The organism is Proteus terrae (assembly GCF_003144325.1).
GTDB lineage: Bacteria > Pseudomonadota > Gammaproteobacteria > Enterobacterales > Enterobacteriaceae > Proteus > Proteus terrae.
Window position 1 is genome coordinate 229,472 of record NZ_PENS01000006.1, and the last position, 23,281, is coordinate 252,752.

The window sequence follows — 23,281 nt, forward strand, 5'->3', positions numbered from 1 at the left end:
CACATAAAAATGTGGCTTTTCATTTAAATAAGAAATTTAATTATCTTATTTCGATTTCTTCAAATGTGACATTAAACGCTTACGTTTACGCAACTGAGATTGTGTTAATTTATTTTTCTTATCCGCATAAGGGTTTTCACCCTCTTTAAATTGAATACGGATCGGCGTACCCATAACTTGCAGAGTACGACGGAAATAGTTCATCAAATAGCGCTTATAGCTATCTGGTAAATCAGTTACCTGATTACCATGGATAACCACAACTGGTGGATTATAACCGCCGGCGTGTGCATATTTCATTTTTACGCGACGTCCACGGACAATCGGTGGCTGATGATCATCTTCTGCCATCTTCATGATACGAGTCAGCATAGAAGTCCCTACGCGACGCGTTGCACAGACATAAGCCTCTTGAATAGATTCAAAAAGATTACCCACGCCACTACCATGTAATGCAGAAATAAAGTGAACACGCGCAAAGTCAACAAAGCCCAATTTAAGATCAAGCATTGCTTTAACTTGTTCGCGATCGTCTTGTGTCATTCCATCCCATTTATTGACAGCAATAACTAATGAGCGGCCAGCATTCAGAATATAACCTAATAATGAAAGATCCTGATCTGAAATACCTTCACGAGCATCAATAACCAGTAATGCAACGTTAGAATCTTCAATAGCTTGTAGCGTTTTGATAACAGAGAATTTTTCTACTGTTTCTTTTACTTTACCGCGTTTACGAACACCCGCAGTATCAATGATGATATATTCTTTCTCATCACGTTCCATTGGGATATAGATACTATCACGCGTTGTACCCGGCATATCGTAAACAACCACACGGTCTTCACCAAGCATACGGTTTGTCAGTGTTGATTTCCCAACATTAGGACGACCAACAATCGCTAATTTTACTGGTAATGTAGAAGGATCGAAGTCGTCTTCTTCCTCTTCTAATGCTTGTGCTTCTTGTTCTGCTTCTAAGGCAGCCCAATAAGCCGCATTCTCTTCTTCTTCAGTTAGCTCTAGCTCTTCTTCCACCACTTTACCTGTAATTGGTAATAGTGCTTGTTCAATCAATTGAGCAACACCACGACCATGGGATGCCGCGATAGGGAAGATCTCACCTAAACCTAAAGAATAAAAATCAGCTAATGCAGTATCAATATCGATACCGTCAGTTTTATTCGCAACTAAATACGTTTTTTTCTCAACACCACGAAGGTGTTTTGCAATACCTTGGTCTGCGGGCATCAAACCCGCACGTGCATCAACTAAAAACAGTACGATGTCAGCTTCTTGAATAGCCTGTAGCGATTGTGATGCCATATGGGTTTCAACACCCTCTTCAGCACCATCAATACCACCGGTATCAATAATAATAAATTCTTCGCCTTCTAACTCTGCTCGGCCATATTTACGGTCACGGGTGAGGCCTGGAAAATCAGCAACTAATGCGTCTCTTGTGCGTGTTAGTCGATTAAATAACGTGGATTTACCCACGTTAGGGCGCCCTACTAAGGCAATAACGGGTATCATTTTTTGATGCCTCATAAAAATACAATCACGAACCTGATTGTATTTTACATGTAATTACTAAAAAGACGAAACGGCTCCTTTAAAGGAGCCGTAAAATAAATAGATTTGTCAGCAATTAATTACCGACTATAAAGATAAAGCTTACCGTCACGAGCTTGGATCATCAGTTTATCTTGTACCGCTTGAGGGCGACTTAACAAACCTGAACTGTTCACTTGGTTTTGTGCAATAAATTTACCTGTGTTGGTATCAATCCAATGGAGATAACCTTCTGCATCGCCAACCACTAAATAGCCATCAAAAATAGCTGGTGCAGTTAAATTACGATGCAATAAATCTTCTTGTGTCCATAATGTCACACCATCAGATTTACGAACAGATAAAACTCGGTCATTTTGGTCAACAAGGTAAAGATTATCACCTAACAGCACCATATCATTGACTGAGCCTAAATCACGTTTCCAAAGGATTTGTCCTGAACGCATATCAAGGCTAACTAAATTACCGTTATACGCCATTGCATAAACGGTATTTTCATCAATGATTGGTGTGATATCCACATCATTTAATCGGCTAATTTCAGTAGAGCCTTTAATTTGTGAAATATTTTGTTGCCAAATTAATTGTCCTTGAGAAAGAACAACTGCACTGACGCGACCATTATCTGCACCAATGATAGCTGCACCATAAGCGACAGCAGGAGCAGACTCACCACGCAGAGATAATGATGGAGTATCTAAGTTAATAGTCCACGAAATTTCACCCGTTAATAAATCGAGTCCTTGCAACATGCCATTACTGGTATGAATAAGTACTAAACCATCACTCACAACAGGTTTTGAAATGGCTTCACCAGCAACATCTGCTTCCCAATCAATAGAGCCATCCTCAATGTTCAGTGCATATACTTTCGCCTTCTCAGTTCCCACAAAAACGCGAGTACCTGAAACGGTTAATCCACCAGAAAGTAATGCAGACTCATTGGATGAAAGAAAACCTGTTTTAATAGAGAGATCTTGTGACCAAAGCTCTTTACCTGTTTCTACCTCTAATGCTTTAACTAAACCATGGCGATCAGCGACATAAACAACTGCGCCATCCCATGTAGGTGACAAGTGAGAATAGTATTTACCAATACCATTTCCAACTGATTTGTCCCAAACCGCTTTAGGTGTAAATTGGCTCTGCACCTCAGGCAATGGAGACATTGTCACATTATCCTGTTCACTAGAACATCCTGCCAACAAAGCAGATGCTAGTAGACCAACCAGGAGAGTTTTACGCAGTTGCATGTCTGAAGATCCCTTTAATTGGATAAATTATTGAGTTTAAGTTCAACCAGTGAACGAATAGCACCCGCATTTTCATCGGTTAATGCGCTACGATAAGCGGTTGCTGCACCTGCGTTATCGCCTTTTTTCGCTAAGACATCACCACGGATATAATTTTTCATTCCATTCCATGCTTTGCCTTTCACTTGCTCTAACGAAACTAAAGCAACATCTGTTTTATCTAATGCTAATTGTACGCGAGCTAAACGAAGATTAAGCATATCTGCAAATGCGTCATTTTTTACTTTTGCCACAGCATTAGTTAGATGACGTTCACCGGTAACTAAATCATTAGCATCGATAGCGATTTGGGCAAGCTCTAATGAAGCTAAAGCGCCATAGATATCATTCGTATCAGTAACAAATTTTTCAGCTAATGCAATATTTTCAGGTGTAGGCTTAGCAAGTGCCTCACTGACAGTTGCAAAAGCACCCGCACTTTCTTGCAGACGATTAGATTGATGCGATTGCCAGTATTTCCAACCAAACACACCACCAAAACCAATAACAGCGGCTAAAACGATAGTTAAGCCGTAGTTTTTAAAGAACTGTTTAATTGCATCAACTTGTTCGTTTTCGGTGCTATAAACTTCCACAAGTCTCTCCTTAACCTAATAACAGAGTCAATTGCTGAGCGAGCTCATTGCGAGCAACGATTGTTTGTTCCCCTGAACGCAAATCTTTCACTGCAACAGTGCCGGCATTAATTTCATCTTCGCCTAAAATCAGCGCAATTTTAGCGCCTTGTTTATCAGCTCGCCCTAACTGCTTTTTAAAGTTACCATTACCGTGATTCGTCATTAAACGTAATGTTGGTAATTGATCACGAATTTCTTCAGCCAGCATTAACGCTGCGCTTTGGCTCTTATCGCCAAATGAGGCAAGATAAACATCAGCCACATTGGTGTCTGCAACAAATTCAGGGTTAACCGCTTGAACCAATAAGATCATGCGCTCCATACCCATTGCAAAACCTACAGCTGGTGTTGGATGTCCACCAAGTTGCTTTACAAGACCATCATAACGGCCACCAGCACACACTGTTCCTTGCGAACCTAATGCACTAGTAACCCACTCAAAAACAGTACGGTTATAATAATCTAAACCTCGAACTAAACGCTGATTAACACGGTATGTAATACCAACAGCGTCAAGTAGTGCACAAAGACCATCAAAGTGCGCTCTTGATTCGTCATCAAGATAATCGAAAAGTTCAGGAGCATCATTCAATAAAGTCTGAATTTCTGGATTTTTTGAGTCTAAAACACGTAATGGGTTAGAATACATACGACGTTTGCAGTCTTCATCTAGCTTATCAACATGCTGTTCTAAGAAAGCCACTAATGCTTCACGGTAATTAGCACGCGCTTCTAATGAACCAATAGAGTTAAGTTCTAATGTTACGTGCTCTGCGATACCTAACGCTTTCCACCAGCGCGCAGTTAACATAATTAATTCCGCATCAATATCTGGACCTTGTAGACCAAACACTTCTGCACCTAACTGATGGAATTGACGATAACGACCTTTTTGAGGACGCTCATAGCGGAACATTGGCCCCAAATACCATAAACGTTGTTCTTGGTTATAAAGTAAACCATGCTCAATACCCGCACGAACACAACCCGCTGTATTTTCTGGGCGTAATGTCAGGCTTTGGGCATCTTCACCGCGATCGGTAAAAGTATACATTTCTTTTTCAACAACATCGGTCACTTCACCAATTGCTCGCTGAAATAGAGGGGTATGCTCTACGATAGGTGTTCTGATTTCACTAAAGCCGTAACCCGCTAAAATTTGTTTTAGCGTATTTTCAATTTTCTGCCATACACGAGTGTCAGCAGGTAGATAGTCGTTCATACCACGAATGGCTTGGATTTTTTGTGCCACTTTTCTTCTCTAATAGTTATTAATTGATTGTTAGGCTGATTATAGAAGCGAAATCAATCAGTATTCAATGTGAAATCAATAGTAAAACTGGCTCATTGATTAATGAGCCAGTTTTTTGAGTATTATTTGTCCAATTGATTTATATTTATACGCATACTGTCATCAAGCATTGATGCCTTAGCGCGAATTTTCGCTTCTAATAAATCAATCATATTAACGTTATCAAGACGCTCTTTTTGTCTCACGCCATCTTCATAAAAACCACTACGTGTTTTAGCGCCCGTTACACCTAACGTTGAAACTTCAGCTTCACCTGGTCCATTAACCACACAGCCAATAATAGAAACATCCATAGGTGTGATGATATCTTCCAGACGCTGCTCTAATTCATTGACTGTTCCAATGACATCAAATTCTTGACGTGAACACGTTGGGCAAGCAATAAAGTTAATTCCGCGAGAGCGAATGCGTAATGATTTTAAGATATCAAAACCAACTTTAACTTCTTCAACCGGATCTGCAGCTAATGAGATCCTTAATGTATCGCCGATACCTTCTGATAATAAGATCCCAAGACCAATCGCTGATTTAACCGATCCTGCTCTTGCACCACCAGCTTCGGTGATCCCAAGATGCAGTGGTTGATCTATTTTTTTCGCTAACAAGCGGTATGAATCAACGGCAAGAAAAACATCAGAAGCTTTTACACTGACTTTAAACTGTTCGAAATTTAGTCTATCTAGAATATCCACATGACGCATGGCTGATTCAACTAACGCTTCTGGTGTCGGCTCGCCGTATTTCTCTTGAATATCTTTTTCAAGCGAACCACCGTTTACACCAATACGAATAGGAATATTGTTGTGACGAGCACAATCAACAACTTGGCGAATACGTTCTTCACTACCAATATTACCTGGATTGATGCGTAAACAATCAACACCATATTCAGCGACTTTTAATGCGATACGGTAATCAAAGTGAATATCAGCAACTAAAGGTACATTAACTTGCTGCTTAATTAACTTGAATGCTTCCGCAGCATCCATTGTTGGTACAGAAACACGAACAATATCAACCCCAACACGTTCCAGTGATTTTATCTGGCGAACAGTCGCTTCTACGTCTGTCGTTCGTGTATTCGTCATCGACTGTACCGCGATAGGAGCCCCATCGCCAATAGGTACATTACCCACATAAATTCGTGTCGATTTGCGACGAATAATAGGTGATTCTTTATGCATTGATTAATTCTCCCATGCTTCCATGCTTGCTCAAATGTGTGTCAGATTAAGCGCTCGGTACTGTTATTTTTGCTATTTTTCCAGTAAAACGGCTTAAATCAACTGATTCACCATTAAACTGTAAGCGAGTAACAGAAGGGGCGCCTATTTTTAGTTTATAAGGTTGCTCACCATCAAATTCCAAACGATCACCCGCTTTCTTAATACCATTAAATAAGACTTTATTTTGAGCATTACGAATTTCTAACCAACATTCACCATCAAACATAAGAACCAATTGATTCGCAATAGCAGTTGCTTCTGATGAGGTAGCTTCTTGTGCTGAATTTGCACGAGAAGTTGTTGATGTTGTTAGAGGTGATACGGGTAATGGAACCGTTCTCACTTCTGTTGATGCTGGTGACGTCGTTTCAGTCGTTGGTGATATAGCAACATTATTCGTCTGATTATCAACTAATGGCGACGCAGGTACTTGTAAATTATCACCTTCAGATGTTGACGTATTATCTAAGGTGGCTGCTAAAGGAGAATCTATCGTGTTGGTGTTTTCTTGAGTACTATTTTGCCCTATGTCTTGAGAAGCCATAGAGACTAATTCTTGTTGATCAGCCTGATGACCTTGCCACCACCAAACCCCCACAAAAGCAACCATAACAATCAGAATCACCCATGTGAGTTTCATCAGCCAACCTTCACGTTTTTTATGACGTTTGCCTAATGAGTAATTTTGTGTGGTTGTCATTCTAATTTGTTTGACAGGAGCTTGCTGGTCGATAAAACCAAGGATATCTTTTTCAGGAACGCCAACTAACTTAGCGTAAGAACGCATGTATCCGCGTAAAAATGTTGGTGCAATATCAGAAGAAACTGAGTCTGTTTCAATTTCGCGAACTGTCGATAACTTCAAACAAAGTCGATCAGCAACAGTTTGTTGTGTTAGCCCCACCTTTTCTCGTGCCTGGCGTAAAAGTTGACCTGCTGTTAATTTCACTTCTTCGGTTTTGTTTTCAGTATTCATTAGCAATCTAGGCACTGTGGCTATTGGATGTTTAACATTGATGAACTCGCAAAAGCACAAAGTACCTTAACGTATCACCGCGAATTTTTTGATATTTTATTATCACTTTGCTGACAGACCAAATAATCTGGCGGTATATCCTCAATTAACACACTATTATTGTTTAATAGTTTTTGTTCACAAAGGAAATTACCATAAAGCCTTAATACATTAACATTTACTGGCTTCGAGTTCATCGCTATTTTGTAATAATCTAACGCTTGAATAGAATTTCCCAATAACTGCGATGTTAACGCCATTCCTAAATTTGCATCGGAGTGATTTGGCATCACCGATAACACTTTTTGGAAATGATATTGTGCTATTTGATATTGTCTTTCAGCTAAATAAGCATCACCTAATTGTAAACGTGTAGACACTGCAACACGCTCTTGATTGGCTGATGATTGACAACCTAGTGTCAATAACATCAAGCCAATAGTTATAACTACTGATAATATCCTTATCATCGTTATATTCCTTAAATAAATTCATCCTTGTTCTCTTTACATTGAAATTGTGTAATACACCTCACAAAGAAAGAGATATCCAACTGTATCAGACTGCTTTTACTGAAATTAGTTCACCTTGTTGGCGTTTTTTCAGTGTGCGTTTTGTACGGTCAATAACATCACCCGCTAATTGCCCACAAGCCGCATCAATATCATCGCCACGCGTTTTACGTACAATTGTCGTAAAGCCATATTCCATTAATACTTTAGAGAAACGGTCAATTCGGCTATTAGAACTACGTCCGTATGGCGCACCCGGGAACGGGTTCCATGGAATTAAGTTAATTTTACATGGCGTGTCTTTTAAAAGTTCAGCTAATTGATGAGCTTGATCTGTGCTGTCATTTATATGATCAAGCATGACGTACTCAATAGTCACTCGCCCTTGGTTCGCGTTTGATTTAGCAATATAACGGCGAACACCTTCAAGAAACATTTCAATATTATATTTCTTGTTTATTGGAACGATCTCATCACGAATTTCATCTGTTGGTGCATGTAATGAAATGGCTAAAGCCACATCAACTGCATCACCTAGTTTATCTAATGCAGGTACAACACCTGATGTAGAAACAGTAACACGACGTTTAGATAGACCAAAACCGAAATCATCCATCATGATTTCAAGTGCTGGAATAACATTATTTAAATTCAGTAATGGCTCACCCATTCCCATCATAACAACGTTAGTAATAGGACGACGGCCTGTCTCTTTTAATGAGCCAATAATTTTAGCTGCACGCCAAACTTGCCCAATAATTTCAGATACTTTCAAGTTACGGTTAAAGCCTTGCTGCGCAGTTGAACAGAACTTGCACTCTAAAGCACAACCAACTTGTGAAGAAACACATAATGTTGCGCGATCATCTTCTGGGATATACACAGTTTCTACTTGTTGATCGCCAACTTTAATTGCCCATTTAATCGTGCCATCTGTTGAACGTTGTTCTTCAGAAACTTCAGGTGCTTTAATTTCAGCAATTTCTTTTAATTTATTGCGTAACACCTTGTTGATATCTGTCATTTGATCAAAATCGTCATAACAGTAGTGGTACATCCACTTCATAATTTGGTCAGCACGGAAAGGTTTTTCGCCCATAGAGACAAAAAGCTCACGCATCTGTTTACGATTTAAATCTAACAGATTAATTTTAGTTTTTTGATTCACAGTATTTTCTTTAGAAACAGCGACAGAAGCGCTTGGCGCTGGGGTGGTAGATTGGGTCATGACATTGCCTCGTTGTTACACTATGCGGCCTGCATTAGCATTGATGCTAATGGGATACTTATATATTTGTATAATTAAACAATAATAAAAAACGCCCTGTTAATTATCAAACAGGGCGTCGCATTGTACTGTTTTTCGCGTAGAGATGCTAATAAATTAGCGCGCGCAAACTTCGTTTTCAGTGAAGAAGTATGCAATTTCGCGAGCAGCAGAAGCTTCTGAATCTGAACCATGTACCGCATTTTCAGTAAAGCTATCAGCGTAGTCAGCACGTAATGTACCCGCTAATGCGTTGTCTGGATTAGTTGCACCCATCAGATCACGGTGACGTTGGATCGCGTTTTCACCTTCTAACACTTGAACCATGATTGGGCCCGAAGTCATAAATTCAACTAAACCGTCAAAGAAAGGACGGCCTTTGTGTTCTTCATAAAAGCCTTCAGCTTGTTCGCGCGTTAAATGCAACATTTTAGCACCAATGATGCTAAAGCCTGCGCTTTCAAAACGGTGATAGATAGCACCGATAACATTTTTTTTCACTGCGTTTGGTTTGATAATAGAAAATGTGCGCTGAATAGCCATGTCTTACCTCTAAATTATTTTATTAATGATAACTTTTGTTATCTCTTTTATCGCAGATCATGGAAAAACGAATCAAAAACCGCATTCCCTGCAAAAAATAGGGCTCGATTATAGGAGGATAAAAATGAATTGCACAGATTGAATATCCTTTTTTTTTAAAAAACTGTGGCAAAAAAGTTATAAATTATCGATCTAATCACATTTTTGACGGTTTCCATGTTCAAACTTGAAAATAAGAATAAAAAAAGAACCGAAATGAAACACGATAAATAGTCTCTTTATCTTTATCGAAAAAACTAATTTAGTGAAAAATCACTCAGTTCTCGTTTATTTTATCGTTTTAGTTTAACGAAATATAAAATTAACCATATCCGTTTGACCACTTAGATCAAGCACTGAAAGTTGGTATTTACCTCGTTTCTCTAATAAATAAGAGAATGTTTCTCCGTTTTCTGTCTTACCTATTTGCTCACCATTTAAAAACCACCATTGCATACCACTTCCACCTTGTGTAGAAACAGTTATTTCAAGAGTAGTTTCGCCAGGTAATGGTCTTAATAAATCACCTGCACGAATACCCGAGATAAACAGAGGAATAATATCTTCTTTAATTGGCGGACAAGTTTCAGAAATCGGTGGCAGTCGTTTTGCTCTGCGTTCTTTCTCAGGCAACCATGCTTCTAATGCTATCGGCCACAAGGCGATATCTTTTAACTCTGCATTAGGGCAATTAGGCCCTGTGCGTTTGCCTTCATTATCTAACCAAATTTTTTCGTTGATCCCCAAAATACCTTCTTGGCTATCATTTAACAAAGTTGGTGGAATGGTATTATCTAAGATCCAGCTTCGACGACTGACTCTACAGTTGCTATCTTCTTTTGGTAATGCCTTACCTGTCGGCCAACAAATAGTGGCTGCCGTTACACTGTTAGGGCGTAAATCTGTTGGTGGTCTTTGCTTATTTTGATAGAAGTAGCCCGTTAATAAGTTATTGACCTGATTCATAATAGGAACTGCTGTCGCAAAACCAAACTGTCCTGCAACAGGTGTTCCATCAGGTCTACCTACCCAAACACCTATGGTATAGCGTGCATTCACACCAATAGACCATGCATCACGATAGCCATAACTTGTACCTGTTTTCCAAGCCAAAGGAACAACAGGCGAAATTGCGCTATCTGGACGAGGTCTGGCTTCTCCGGCTAAGATACGTCTAATAATCCATGCTGCTCCTTGTGACATCAATACTCGGTCTTCTATTATTTGTTCCGGTTTAAAACGTAACGGTGCTGTTTTTCCTTGCCTTGCTAATGCGCTAAAGGCAGAAACAAGCTCATCCATTCGCGTCGCAGTTCCTCCTAAGATCAGTGCTAAGTTTGGCTCTGAACCATAAGGAAAGCGCATTTCAAGATGATTATGACGTAATTTTGCTGCAAATTTCTTTGCACCATACACTTCAATAAGTTGTACCGCTGGCAGATTCAGAGAGCGACTTAATGCTTCACTGGCACTGACGGCTCCATTAAAATCGGAGTCAAAATTACCAGGACGATAATTATCAAATCGACGAGGAACATCTTGTAAAAGCGATTCTGCATGAATAAGTCCTTCATCTAATGCAAGTGCATAAATAAATGGCTTTAATGTTGAACCCGGCGAGCGCCATGCACTGATCATATCAACATGACCAAAGCGCGAATTATCATTAAAATCAGCAGAGCCGACATACCCTTTCACACTCATATCCGTATGATCAACAACTAAGATAGCTAAGGATGTTTTATCCGCTAATTGATACTTCCATTGATTCGCAATATCTTCGAGCTGTCGTTGAATATTGATATCAATCGTTGTTGTAATAACAGGTTCTCGCTTTTCGTTATACATACGACGAGCCAGCAATGGTGCTAATTGTGGTGTTTGCCTTGGTGCTAATAAAACCTGCTCTTCCTTAATTTCATCAACTTTTTCTTGTGGCCATATTAGATATTCTGCCAGTCTATCTAATACTTTATCCCGTGCAGCTTGAGCGCGTTCAGGATATCTATCTGGTCGTAAACGGCTTGGCGCTTGTGGTAATACCGCCATCAAAGTCGCTTCTCCCGCAGATAAATCAGCGGGTGACTTACCTAAATAAGCCCAGCTTGCCGCACCAATACCTTCTAACGTGCCGCCAAAGGGTGCTCTATTGAGGTAAATCTCCAGAATTTCATCTTTTGAGTAATACCACTCTAATTGCAAGGTGCGCCAAAGCTGTTTGATTTTCCCCCCTAAAGTACGAGAGTGAGGATCAACAAGGCGAGCCACTTGCATTGATAGCGTACTTCCGCCTGACACAATTCTTCCTGAACTTAAGTTTTGCCATGCTGCACGTAATATCGCCATCGGATTAACACCGGGATGTTGATAAAACCAGCGATCTTCATAAGTAATTAAGGCTTCTAAATATTCAGGAGAGACATCAGTGAGTTTGACATGATAACGCCATACCCCTTCTTTATCGGCAAAGCGCCAAAGAGGTGTACCATCTTGCGCTGTAACAATAGTCGCAATTTGAGGTTCAGGATCAGGGAGGGGACAAATTTTATCTGCGATCCAGACTAAAATAGGTGTTGCTAGCAAAAAAATAATGATAACAGCAATAAGCCGTTTATATCCTAGTTTCATTCATTCACTCAAAGGAAAAAGCCCTTTCCGAAGAAAGGGCTACAAGACTTAAGGAACAACGTCAATCTTAGCTTCTGTTGATCCTATTGCACGCCAGTAAGGTACATACATAGATTCAACTTGTGGTGGTGGTACTTGATAGCTACCCGGTGTTACGGCTCTTGCTAAATAGAGCAATGTTGTTGGGCGATATTTATCAACAGAGATAGCGGCAACAAATCTATCATCACGATATTCGAGGTGTTTGATATTGGCTTGTCCCATATCGTCGATAAATTCCTGCAAGTCTGCCGCACTATCACTTAAGCTTGCACTACTTGATGCTAAGTTTTGGTTTTCGATTTCCAGACCTGCTGGTAATAAATCAACAACTAATGCATCAGGTACGTCTCTATCAGCAGAAACTTCCAGTTTAACCACCAGCATTTCACCACTTTGTAAGCGATTAGGATGAACGCGGTTTCCTTTCAAATCATAGTAACTACGATGAACATTTAATACATTACTATAAGGAGCAGGAGCAACTTTCGGATAACCCACGATATTCATACGAGAATAAATCGCGGCACCACCACGGTTATTTAGCTCTAAGCCTTCTTGTAATTGTGCTGATGTTAATGTCTCATTGACTGCTCGATCGCTACTGATTGCAGGGACTTGACGATTAACAGCAACTTCCCAAGGCTGTTCCGCCATATTAATAAAGAAGCGTCCAGCAAGGTATAATGAGTTACTTTCTTGGGTTGAGAACCATTCACGGCTAGTTAAGTTATCAGATAGTGCAATCACACTTGCATCACGAGATTGTGTTTCAAGGTTATTTTCACTTAACAATGCAATAATTAATGCTTGGTCACGAATGGTGCTACCATAATCACCCAATCCATAATTATATTTACGTGTTGTTGTCACACCTTCAGCAATCAAGCTTTCAGCGCGGCTGCTATCACCCATTAATTTTAATGCGATACCTAACTGAACTAAAGCTAAGCCACTTCCTGCTTGATTACGCTCAAGATAGAGACGACGTAATTCACCTAAAGGTGCTTTTTGCTGATTTGCTAATACTAACGCAGCATAAGCCCTTGCTGAGAATCGCGCTGCATCTTGGTTAACTACATATTCATAGTTAACTAAGTTTTTATCTTGTAAATAACGTAATAAACGATCGTTCGCACGTTTTAATGAATCAGCAGGAACTGAGTAACCTTGTTGTGATGCACGGAATAAGAAGTCGGTTGCATACGCAGTTAACCAATATTCTTCACGTCCACCCTGATCCCATAAAGAGAATCCACCTTCTGATTTTTGCATCGTCAGTAGATGAGCAATCCCTTTCTCGATAGCTAATTTTCTATCAGCATCAGTTTGCGTTTTAATTCCCAACTGTTTCAACTCTTTTTCTGTTGAATACAGTGAAGGATAAAGCCCACTGACTGTTTGTTCTAAACAACCATAAGGATAAGCAAACAGCTCTCTAACATAACGCGCCACCTGCAACGGAGGACGACTTGTCAGTAATAATTCACCTTCAAGCGTTGAGCTATTAAAGCGACTTAAAATTTCTGATGGTAAACGCCAAGTATCACCATCTTGCAATGTACTTGCATAGTGAATAGTTTCTGCTGGGAATGCAGGGCGAACACCAATATTCCATGTATTGTGGTAAGGTTTAATCTCTTCACCTGGTACTTTAATACCATAAATAGACAGTGAGAATTCACCTTGCCCAAAACCATGTTTCGCTTTTACTGGAATTTGAACTTGAGTACGTTCACCTTTCGTTAGCGAAACAGTTTTGCTTTCAGCGCCATCTAATCCCACCAAACCTGAAGCGGTATAGTTTAAGGTAATAGATTGCGCATCATCCGTTAGATTAGTTAAATCTAAAGATAAAAGTGCATTATCACCACCAGCCATAAAGCGAGGTAATGAAAGCTGAGTGACTAATGGTGCTGCAATAACAACTTTACCTTCTTGGCTACCAAATTTATCTGCAGTCCAAGCTTGTGCCATTAAACGAACTTCACCATTAAACTCAGGAATAGGTAAAGAAACTTCACCTTCACCTTGTGCATTTAATTTTACTGGAGCCGTTTGTTGGGCAATGATTTGCACATCAGTTAATGGTTTTTTACCACCACGAGATAATGCAGCAGCTTCACCACCATCACCACCAAAGCGCAAATTAGCTAAACGCCCTTGCCCTTCAATTAATTGCCCGTAAACATCATATTGGTCGATGCTGTAACGTTTACGACCAAAGAAAGCATCGTAAGGATCCGGCGTTTTATACTCTGTGATGTTTAATACACCAGTATCAACCGCAGAAACTAATACATTAATATTTTCAGGTAATGGTTGACCTGCAACTGGATTCGCTTTAATGCGGATTTTTAAATCTTGGTTAGGGCGAATTTTTTCAGGTGCATCAAGTGAGATATCAATACGACGGTTTTTATCCTGCAATGGTAAATGCAAAATACCCACAGCACGTTTTACTGTCGCTTGTTTTGACGTATCTCCCGGTCTTACGACAACAGAAGTCAGATAGAGATCGTGTCTTGCCCACTCTTTATTAATAGGTACTTCAACATCAAGCCCTTTTTCTGGCACATCAATTTCCTGCCACCATAAAGGCCCATTACTTGATTCTAGTAATACATAACCTTTACCCGGATGAGGTGCAACAATATTTAACTTAACTTTTTCACCCGGTAAATAACCTTCTTTATCCAGTTTAAGCTTAACTTGGTCTGGTCTTACCGCACCTGTTCCGCCGGTGTTATCCATCCAAGAATAACCCGCCCAGAAACGTAGGCTACTAACTAGTTCTGTTTTAGGATCGACAACTTCGATACGATAAGAACCCCATTCAACAGGAAATGCCACTTTTGCAGTGCCATCTTTTGCAATCTTGATTGTTTGCTCATCCATTTGAAGATCTTTTTCGTTATAGCCAGATTCCCAACCATTCGAACTAGACCAACGCCAGTAATAATCATGACGTTCATAGATAAACTTCACTTTAAGATCATTAGCAGGTAGTTTCTTACCATCTTGGTCTGTATAGACAATTTCAAATTCAGCCATTGAATTTTCATCAACGCTGTAACCTGATTTATATTTGTCCGTACGATAGTCATAGACTTCTTTTTTAGGGAAGACTGGGCGAATACCAGCAAGATGAGTAGCAGGCCAAACAGCTTGTTGATAGCGACGTGTAACAGGGCGTCCGCCAGCTTCAAGTAAGCTTGCTTGTAAAATAATATTGATAGGTGATTTCAGCTCTTCATAGCGTTCACTATCAACATTCACTCCACCCTCACCATCAGAGTCTAAATTAAGTTCAAACTCATCCAGTAAACGGCTGAAGTTTTCATCTTTTACAGTACCAAATTCATAGCCCGGTAATTTACTGACAGCTTCACGAGAGGCTTTTAAGAAAACTTGCCCTTGTAAACGATTATCGGCAGCTGGTGCGCCATAAAGATAGCGACCTTTAATGTCAAAGTAAGCGTCATGACCGCTTAGTATAATCCCCTTCATACCCGTGATTTCTAATGCCATACGTTCTGGCATAAAATCTTCGACCTGAAACTCATAGAAACGAGGAGTACCATCGCCTACATCAAAACGTAAGGTACGTGTACCAGTATTTTCATCAGCAGGAATAACTAATTTTAATTGGTAAAGACCATTCTCTGGTTGCCAAACAAGACTACGAGAAACTTGCCCGTCTGTTTTAAGTAGATCGACTTTAACAGGCTGCTCTTTAATAGGATTACCATCACCATCACGTAGCAATGCATTAACGATTAATGTTTCACCGGGGCGATAGAGATCACGAGGACCAAAAGCAAAAAATTGTTTGCTATAACCTTGTGGCCCACCAATATCAAACTCAGAAAGATCAAGCGCAGGTTTACGCAAATCAATCATACTGGTTTGCCCATCACGAATAGCCATTAATAAACGTGCTTTATCACTCTTCTCAAGTGTGGCATGCCCTTGGCTATCGGTTTGCGCTTTAGAAATCAAGCCGCCTTTTTCATCTAACAGACGAATTTCTACTTTATCTAACGCTGAGCCATTTTTAAGTGATTGGGTAAAGATATCTAACGTATCGAGATAACTGTGCATTGACAGCCCGATATCACTAAATGTGAATACCGTTGCTGGCACTGTATAAGAGTATTTACCCGCTTGTTGCATAACTGCAATGTAGGCACCCTCTTTTTTCAAGGCATCTATCGATTTTAGCGGTAACAATACGTTTTCACGGGTATTTGTTTCTGTGTTTAATTCGAAACGACCGGTATAAACCAAATCAGCTTGGGATAGAAACTCATCTGATTCCCAATAGTTAATATTAGAACGGCTTTCCCATTGCGTTAAGAATTGAGCTAGTTGCTCATCTTTAACGCGGAAAAAGTTTACATCAACTTGCCCCACATTTAGCGCAATAATCGGTAGGCCTTCAGCCGCTTCAAGTGGTAGTAACGATCCTTTACTAGTGAAACCAACAGATGGGAAAATTTCTTCTGTCGTTAATTTCTGGCTAAAAGGTGTCGTTAATGTACGTTCATTAATACCTTTGATTTTTTCATCAATCGTTAAGTTTAATTCTGTTGATGGAGGTAAATGGCGGAAACGCAGTTCCATTAAGTTATCCGATAACTCCCACGCACCTTCTAACTTCCCTTTTTTGGTATCAACAAGATGAATAACATCATCAAACTTTTGGTCAGGATCAAGCGGCACAGAGAAAGTCACAACCATAGTACTCGCACCATCACGTTGTAACTCTGATGCATCTAATACGGTGACTTCTTTGCCTGCAAAACGCATTGCCAACTCATCACGGACTTCTTTGCTTTTTAATGCAGTTTCGTTATTCGTTTTTGTTGTAACTGCAAGTTTTTCGCTTGTTTGAGTCGCGGTGCCTGATGTGCTCTGAGCAGTGTCTTTTTGCTCGGCAACTGGTGTATTTTGTGTCTTATCAGCAGATGGTGCATTTTCATCCGCTTTATCATCACAACCTGTAAGAGCTAATGCTGATGCCAATACAACAGCAAGAGAGCTCCAACGATAACCTCTCTTTTCTGTATATTGTCTAAACTGGTTTTGGTTCATATCCATTTCCTTTAATTCAACCCCTGAATAATGCGATGTTTTATGCAGGCAGAGATAATATATGTATTTCTTCATTCTAATAAGATAAAAAATAACGAGATAAGCTATTTTTTATCGCGTAAAACAAAATAATTTACTATACAAAATCGCCTTATTTTTACTTTAAAAACAAAGTTTATCTAAAACAAAGCATTATATAAAAATGCAAACAATTTGCTAATTTAGTCAATTCTCTATTATAGGATAAAAAAAAGCGATATCTGATGAGATATCGCCTAAATTTAGAGGGCTAAATTAACTATCCAGATTAACTATTGGGATACCTTTTCTTAAGAATCCCCCAAGTTTGCGTTGATAAAAAGGTGATACGTGGTGGATCATAAAATGACTTACACCTTTTTCATCTTTATCCACAAAGCAAAAATCTAGAGATTGCCCTTCTTCTAAATATTCAAAAGCTGATTCAGCCGCTTGTGGGAGTATCTGTGCAATCACCTCTTCTTCACCTGTTATCTCTAAACCAATAAGATAAAACGACTCTTCATTATCTTGCTCCTGAGCATTAACAATAAAGGCACGGCGGATCGGTTTATGCTCACCAAAGAACTCGCTAAGTGCGGTTGTTAATTTTTCAGGTTGTGGTTCTAGAACGCTTAACTTTAAAGAAGAACCTTCAACAGAAACAATTTCTTGTGTCTCAAATTGTTCAGATACACCCATTACAAACTCCAAATCAAATAACGTTTATTATTTTGCTTTTGCTAATAACAGATTCGCGATAGAACGCACACCGTAACCCGTCGCGCCTGCTGCCCATTGCTCTACAGAAGATTTTCTGTACGTTGCAGAACAATCGATATGAACCCAACCTTTTTTGTAGTTAGTTACAAAGTGCGATAAGAATGCAGCGGCTGTACTTGCACCCGCAGTATGAGAAGGTGCAGCGATATTGTTTAAATCAGCAAAACTAGAAGGTAATTGGCTACGATGGAAATCCGCTAATGGTAGACGCCAGAACAATTCATTTTCTTGTTCAGCACTAGTCAGTAACTCTGCTGCCAATTTATCATCAAAGCTCAATACAGAGTGGTAATCATTACCTACTGCAACTTTAGCAGCACCTGTTAATGTTGCTGCATCGATAATCAATTCTGGTGCAATATTGCTTGCATCAATTAAACCATCCGCTAAAACTAAACGGCCTTCAGCATCGGTATTCATGATTTCAACTGATTTACCATTACGGTAACGGATAATATCACCTAATTTAAAGGCATTACCGCTAACCATGTTATCTGCAATACAGAGAAGTAATTTTACGCGCTTATTTAAACCACGAGTAACCGCTAATGCCAAAGCACCCGCTAACGTTGCTGCACCACCCATATCAGCTTTCATTGAATTCATGGATGATGAAGGTTTGATGCTATAACCACCTGAGTCAAAAGTAATACCTTTACCGACTAAGCAAGCAAATACAGGGGCATTGCTATCTTTGGTTGGATTGAAATCTAACGCTAAATAGACTGGATCACGAGAAGAACCGCGACCTACTGTATAGATACCTGCATAGTTTTGATCGCGTAGATCAACACCTTTGGTGATCTTATAGCTAATATCTTCTTTATCAAGACCACAGAAAAGATCAACTGTACGTTGTGCTAGTTGTTCTGGTCCTAATTCTTCAGCAGGTGTATTGATAGTATCTCTAACCCAATCAACAATGCGAATACGTGATTCTAGTTCGTGTTTATCTGCATCATTTAATTGTGGCCATTCGATTGAACGAGCGCCTTTAGGTGCCCTAAAACCTAACCAGAAAGCCCAACTACGTTCTAAATCCCAGCCGTCGCCAACAAGTGCAACATTACGAATGCCTTGACCATCAACTTTACGTCCACCACGCTGAATAGCGCCTAAACGGTTTTCCTCCGTTAAGTGGATTGTCATGCCGGTTTCGCTAGTGCTAATTAGTGCTTTTTCACCCCAACATGCAGCAGCTGGTTCATTTGACAGCATGATAGGCATAATTTGTTTATTCATTTATTGTCTCACTTATTATTACTGGTGGCAGTTAACCTATTCAGACTACCAGATATTTAGCGTTTAGCGTGATCAATTTACTGCAAAAACCAAGAGGTCACCATTATCATCCAGTGATCTTCCGTATTTACATGATATTCCTCGAAGAAGATCGCATAACAAAATATCTCTACTACCAACTTTATGGTTATTTTTAAATCAGTGACAAGGTAAAAGGTCATAATGCAAAAAGACCGGCAATAAGCCAGTCTTTTAAATTTACGATGTCGTCAATTATTCAAATTCATCAAGCCAAACAAGTAAAATAGCCTCAAGAATTTTTTCATTAGATTTCTGTGGATCATCATCAAAATCTTCTAAATCACAAATCCACTGATGCATATCAGTAAAGCGTACTGTTTTAGGATCAGTGTCAGGGTAAAGATCAAATAACGCTTCCCCTATTTCACGCGTGTCACTCCATTTCATACTCGACTCCTAAAATTAATGCTCTCTTGCGTGGTTAATCGAATATTTAGGGATCTCAACAACTAAATCTTCGTCAGTCACTTTTGCTTGGCAGCTTAAGCGACTTTCTGGCTCTAAACCCCATGCTTTATCTAACATGTCGTCTTCAAGCTCAGAGCTCTCTTCGAGTGAATCAAAACCTTCACGCACTACACAGTGACAAGTTGTACATGCACAAGACATTTCACAAGCATGTTCAATCTCGATACCATTGCGTAATGCGACATCTAGAATAGACTCACCTTCTGTTGCGTCAACAACAGCACCTTCAGGGCACAGTGTGCTATGGGGTAAAAATACAATTTTAGGCATAGTTATATCTCATCCACAGAATGACCTGCCAACGCTTGTCGAATAGATGAATCCATACGACGCGCTGCAAAATCCTGAGTTTGCTTATCCAGTAGTTTAATCGCGTTTTCAATAGCAACAGGATCTGTTCCTTCAACGCTCTCTATTAAGGTATCTACAACTTTGTCGATAGCCATTTTCTCATCTTCATTTAACAGATGAGCATCTTCTTCTAATGCTGCGGTTAAACTTTCTAACACACGAGCTGCTTCGACTTTTTGCTCGGCTAAACGACGAGCTTGTAAATCTTCTTGGGCATTTTCCATCGAAGATTGGATCATCTTAGCGATTTCAGTATCACTAAGACCATAAGAAGGCTTGACCTGTACTGAGGCTTCAACACCCGTTGATTTTTCCATTGCACTAACACTGAGTAAGCCATCAGCATCAACTTGGAATGTGACACGAATATGTGCGCCACCAGCAGCCATTGGCGGAATTCCACGCAGTGTAAAACGAGCAAGAGAACGGCAATCGCTCACCATTTCACGCTCACCTTGAACGACGTGAACACTCATTGCGGTTTGACCATCTTTGAATGTCGTAAACTCCTGCGCTCTAGCAACAGGAATAGTGGTATTGCGAGGGATCACTTTCTCAACTAATCCCCCCATTGTTTCAAGACCAAGAGAAAGAGGAATAACATCCAGTAATAGCATTTCGCTATCAGGTTTATTACCCACCAAAATATCAGCTTGGATTGAAGCACCAATGGCAACCACTTTATCTGGATCGATAGAGGTTAAAGGTTCACGTTTAAAATAATCACCAACCATTTGACGAACCAATGGTACACGCGTTGAACCACCAACCATAACCACTTCTAAAACTTCATCTATTTCGACATCTGCGTCTTTTAAGGCCCGGCGAACAGATAATAGTGTACGCTTCACTAATGATTGAATTAATGATTCAAACTCAGCACGCGTGATCTCACCTTTCCATCCATTAATGTTGATATCTGCAACATCGTTATCACTCAGTGCAATTTTAGTTTCTGATGCAACATCCAGTAATTGACGTTGTAATACAGCGTCTTTCTGATGTCCAAAACCGGCACGTTCTCTTATCCAATCTGCCAGCATCATATCAAAATCATCGCCACCTAACGCAGTATCACCGCCAGTCGCTAAGACTTCAAAAACACCTTTAGTTAAACGAAGAACAGAGATATCAAAAGTACCACCACCTAAGTCATAAACAACGATGGTGCCTTCTTTTCCTGAATCTAGGCCATAAGCAATAGCGGCTGCTGTAGGTTCGTTTAATAAACGTAAAACATGCAAACCAGCGCGGCGAGCGGCTTCTTTTGTGCCTTGACGTTGAGCATCATCGAAATAAGCAGGTACTGTGACAACTACACCATCAAGTTCTCCACCTAATGATTGCGTTGCACGCTCAGCCAATGTTTTTAAGATGTCAGAAGAGACTTGAATAGGATCAACGATACCTGCCGCTGTTTTGATCAGTGGTAAACCATTGTCATTTTCATGAAAATGATAAGGAAGATTTGGGTAACGGCTTGTCACATCACTCAGTGAGCGACCCACCATTCTTTTAATTGAGCTTATCGTGTTTGCAGGATCTTTTTCTGCTTCTTTTTTAGCATTCCAGCCAACATTGATATTATCAACTTGATACTGCACGACAGATGGCAATAAATAGCGACCTTCGCTGTCAGAAAGCGCTTCGGCTTGCCCACTACGCACAGTGGCAACTAATGAGTGTGTCGTACCTAAATCAATACCCGCTGCGAGCCGGCGTTGATGCGGTGCAGGCGTTTGACCTGGTTCACTAATTTGTAATAATGACATAACTATTTCCCTTAAAAACCATCAAACAAGCGTTCTTCAAGTTGTTCTACTTGCTCTTTTAATTTCGCGAGAAAACGTAATTTTCTCACATTATCTGCAGCAACATCCCAAGTTTGATCCTCTAGCGTTTTAACCATTTCATCATGGCGTACTATGTACATTTTTTCTAAACGCGCAGAAAAGTCGGTTAACAAACTTTCGGCTTCAGCACTATGTTCGATGTTATCCAGCTCTTCACGTAATGTGAGTTGCTCCATTAAAAAAGCAGTATCGTGCATCGTTTGTTGCTCATTAGCAATATCGATACCGTGTAATGAGAGCATGTATTCAGCTCTTGAGAGTGGATTTTTTAAGGTCTGATAAGCCTGATTGATGGTTGAAGCAAGCGAGATTGCTTGAGCCTGTTCTTTTTCAGACTGACCTGCAAAACGATCTGGGTGATATTGACGCTGCATATCTTGATAACGTGTAGCAAGTTGCTGTTTATCAATATCGAAACGATTAGGCATGCCTAATAGTGTGAAATAGTCCATACATCTACTCTTGGATTAATTAACGTTAATACTGTGTTTTAACACAAATTACACAGTGAAGCTTTCACCACAACCACACTCATTCGATACATTTGGGTTGTTAAATTTAAAGCCTTCGTTTAATCCTTCTTTGACGAAATCAAGCTCTGTTCCATCTAAATAGACCATGCTTTTACCATCAACGATAACTTTCACACCTTTGTCTTCAAAAACAGTATCTTCGTCATTGATGACATCAGCAAACTCAAGAACATAAGCCATTCCAGAACAACCGGATGTTCTTACGCCTAAACGTAAACCTTCACCTTTTCCACGGTTAGACAGGAAAGAGCGAACACGATTAGCGGCGGATTCTGTAAGGGAAATTGACATGGCACACCTCACTCATAAAGAACGAAAGCGGATACTGAAAAAAAGTTTCAGCATCCGCCAATATTTTATTTTTTTATTATAAAAGACAATTACTTGCCTTGGCGTTTGCTTTTATAGTCTGCAATCGCTGCTTTTATTGCATCTTCTGCAAGAATTGAACAGTGAATTTTCACTGGTGGTAATTCTAATTCTTCTGCAATTGCTGTGTTCTTAATAGATTCGGCTTCATCTAATGTTTTGCCTTTCATCCATTCTGTTACCAGTGAACTTGATGCAATTGCGGAACCACAACCATAAGTTTTAAAACGCGCATCTTCAATTACGCCATTATCGTCAACTTTGATTTGCAGTTTCATAACGTCACCACAAGCAGGTGCGCCAACCATACCACTCCCTACAGTAGGGTCATTATTATCAAATGATCCCACATTACGAGGGTTTTCATAATGATCAATTACTTTATCGCTATAAGCCATGA

The 23,281-nt window shown here is 39.9% G+C and carries 19 protein-coding genes; all 19 read right to left on the reverse strand.

Going from position 1 to position 23,281, the window contains the following annotated elements:
* Window positions 1-45 precede the first annotated feature (45 nt).
* Window positions 46-1,536 carry a ribosome biogenesis GTPase Der gene (gene der / locus DK857_RS07360; RefSeq protein ID WP_098942308.1) on the reverse strand — a complete coding sequence of 497 codons (1,491 nt, stop codon included), beginning with the start codon at window positions 1,534-1,536 and terminating at the stop codon, window positions 46-48.
* Window positions 1,537-1,655: 119 nt separating this feature from the next.
* A complete protein-coding gene (gene bamB, locus DK857_RS07365) occupies window positions 1,656-2,828 on the reverse strand; it encodes an outer membrane protein assembly factor BamB (RefSeq protein ID WP_109393001.1) in 1,173 nt (390 codons plus the stop codon).
* Window positions 2,829-2,842: 14 nt separating this feature from the next.
* On the reverse strand, window positions 2,843-3,463 hold the full coding sequence (locus DK857_RS07370) for a YfgM family protein (RefSeq protein ID WP_109393000.1): 621 nt from the start codon (window positions 3,461-3,463) through the stop codon (window positions 2,843-2,845).
* A gap of 10 nt (window positions 3,464-3,473) precedes the next feature.
* Window positions 3,474-4,757, reverse strand: coding sequence for a histidine--tRNA ligase (gene hisS, locus DK857_RS07375; protein WP_075670494.1), 1,284 nt, complete (start codon window positions 4,755-4,757; stop codon window positions 3,474-3,476).
* A 122-nt stretch (window positions 4,758-4,879) separates the two neighbouring features.
* Window positions 4,880-6,001, reverse strand: coding sequence for a flavodoxin-dependent (E)-4-hydroxy-3-methylbut-2-enyl-diphosphate synthase (gene ispG / locus DK857_RS07380; RefSeq protein WP_023581634.1), 1,122 nt, complete (start codon window positions 5,999-6,001; stop codon window positions 4,880-4,882).
* Between the two features lie 46 nt (window positions 6,002-6,047).
* On the reverse strand, window positions 6,048-7,019 hold the full coding sequence (gene rodZ / locus DK857_RS07385) for a cytoskeleton protein RodZ (RefSeq protein ID WP_109392998.1): 972 nt from the start codon (window positions 7,017-7,019) through the stop codon (window positions 6,048-6,050).
* A gap of 74 nt (window positions 7,020-7,093) precedes the next feature.
* Window positions 7,094-7,528, reverse strand: coding sequence for a hypothetical protein (locus DK857_RS07390; RefSeq protein WP_109401879.1), 435 nt, complete (start codon window positions 7,526-7,528; stop codon window positions 7,094-7,096).
* 88 nt (window positions 7,529-7,616) lie between these two features.
* Window positions 7,617-8,798: a bifunctional tRNA (adenosine(37)-C2)-methyltransferase TrmG/ribosomal RNA large subunit methyltransferase RlmN gene (locus DK857_RS07395; protein ID WP_023581631.1), complete on the reverse strand. Its 1,182-nt coding sequence runs from the start codon at window positions 8,796-8,798 to the stop codon at window positions 7,617-7,619.
* A 156-nt stretch (window positions 8,799-8,954) separates the two neighbouring features.
* Window positions 8,955-9,380 (reverse strand): nucleoside-diphosphate kinase, encoded by a 426-nt coding sequence (ndk, locus tag DK857_RS07400; protein ID WP_023581630.1) that lies wholly within the window; start codon window positions 9,378-9,380, stop codon window positions 8,955-8,957.
* 345 nt (window positions 9,381-9,725) lie between these two features.
* Complete coding sequence (gene pbpC / locus DK857_RS07405; RefSeq protein ID WP_109401880.1) at window positions 9,726-12,047, reverse strand: peptidoglycan glycosyltransferase PbpC; 2,322 nt, start codon at window positions 12,045-12,047, stop codon at window positions 9,726-9,728.
* A gap of 48 nt (window positions 12,048-12,095) precedes the next feature.
* Window positions 12,096-17,183 carry an alpha-2-macroglobulin family protein gene (locus tag DK857_RS07410; RefSeq protein WP_455749988.1) on the reverse strand — a complete coding sequence of 1,696 codons (5,088 nt, stop codon included), beginning with the start codon at window positions 17,181-17,183 and terminating at the stop codon, window positions 12,096-12,098.
* 294 nt (window positions 17,184-17,477) lie between these two features.
* Window positions 17,478-17,903 (reverse strand): enhanced serine sensitivity protein SseB C-terminal domain-containing protein, encoded by a 426-nt coding sequence (locus DK857_RS07415; protein WP_098942299.1) that lies wholly within the window; start codon window positions 17,901-17,903, stop codon window positions 17,478-17,480.
* A 27-nt stretch (window positions 17,904-17,930) separates the two neighbouring features.
* Entirely contained in the window at window positions 17,931-19,226 is a 1,296-nt protein-coding gene (pepB, locus tag DK857_RS07420) for an aminopeptidase PepB (protein WP_109392993.1), read from the reverse strand.
* Between the two features lie 273 nt (window positions 19,227-19,499).
* Complete coding sequence (iscX, locus tag DK857_RS07425; RefSeq protein WP_006533441.1) at window positions 19,500-19,694, reverse strand: Fe-S cluster assembly protein IscX; 195 nt, start codon at window positions 19,692-19,694, stop codon at window positions 19,500-19,502.
* A 15-nt stretch (window positions 19,695-19,709) separates the two neighbouring features.
* Window positions 19,710-20,045, reverse strand: coding sequence for an ISC system 2Fe-2S type ferredoxin (fdx, locus tag DK857_RS07430; protein WP_006533442.1), 336 nt, complete (start codon window positions 20,043-20,045; stop codon window positions 19,710-19,712).
* Window positions 20,046-20,047: 2 nt separating this feature from the next.
* Window positions 20,048-21,898: a Fe-S protein assembly chaperone HscA gene (hscA, locus tag DK857_RS07435; RefSeq protein ID WP_109392992.1), complete on the reverse strand. Its 1,851-nt coding sequence runs from the start codon at window positions 21,896-21,898 to the stop codon at window positions 20,048-20,050.
* Between the two features lie 11 nt (window positions 21,899-21,909).
* Window positions 21,910-22,431 (reverse strand): co-chaperone HscB, encoded by a 522-nt coding sequence (hscB, locus tag DK857_RS07440; RefSeq protein ID WP_109392991.1) that lies wholly within the window; start codon window positions 22,429-22,431, stop codon window positions 21,910-21,912.
* Between the two features lie 48 nt (window positions 22,432-22,479).
* Window positions 22,480-22,803, reverse strand: coding sequence for an iron-sulfur cluster assembly protein IscA (gene iscA, locus DK857_RS07445; RefSeq protein ID WP_006533446.1), 324 nt, complete (start codon window positions 22,801-22,803; stop codon window positions 22,480-22,482).
* Between the two features lie 89 nt (window positions 22,804-22,892).
* Window positions 22,893-23,279, reverse strand: a complete 387-nt coding sequence (gene iscU, locus DK857_RS07450) for a Fe-S cluster assembly scaffold IscU (protein ID WP_023581622.1) — start codon at window positions 23,277-23,279, stop codon at window positions 22,893-22,895.
* Between the last annotated feature and the right edge of the window lie 2 nt (window positions 23,280-23,281).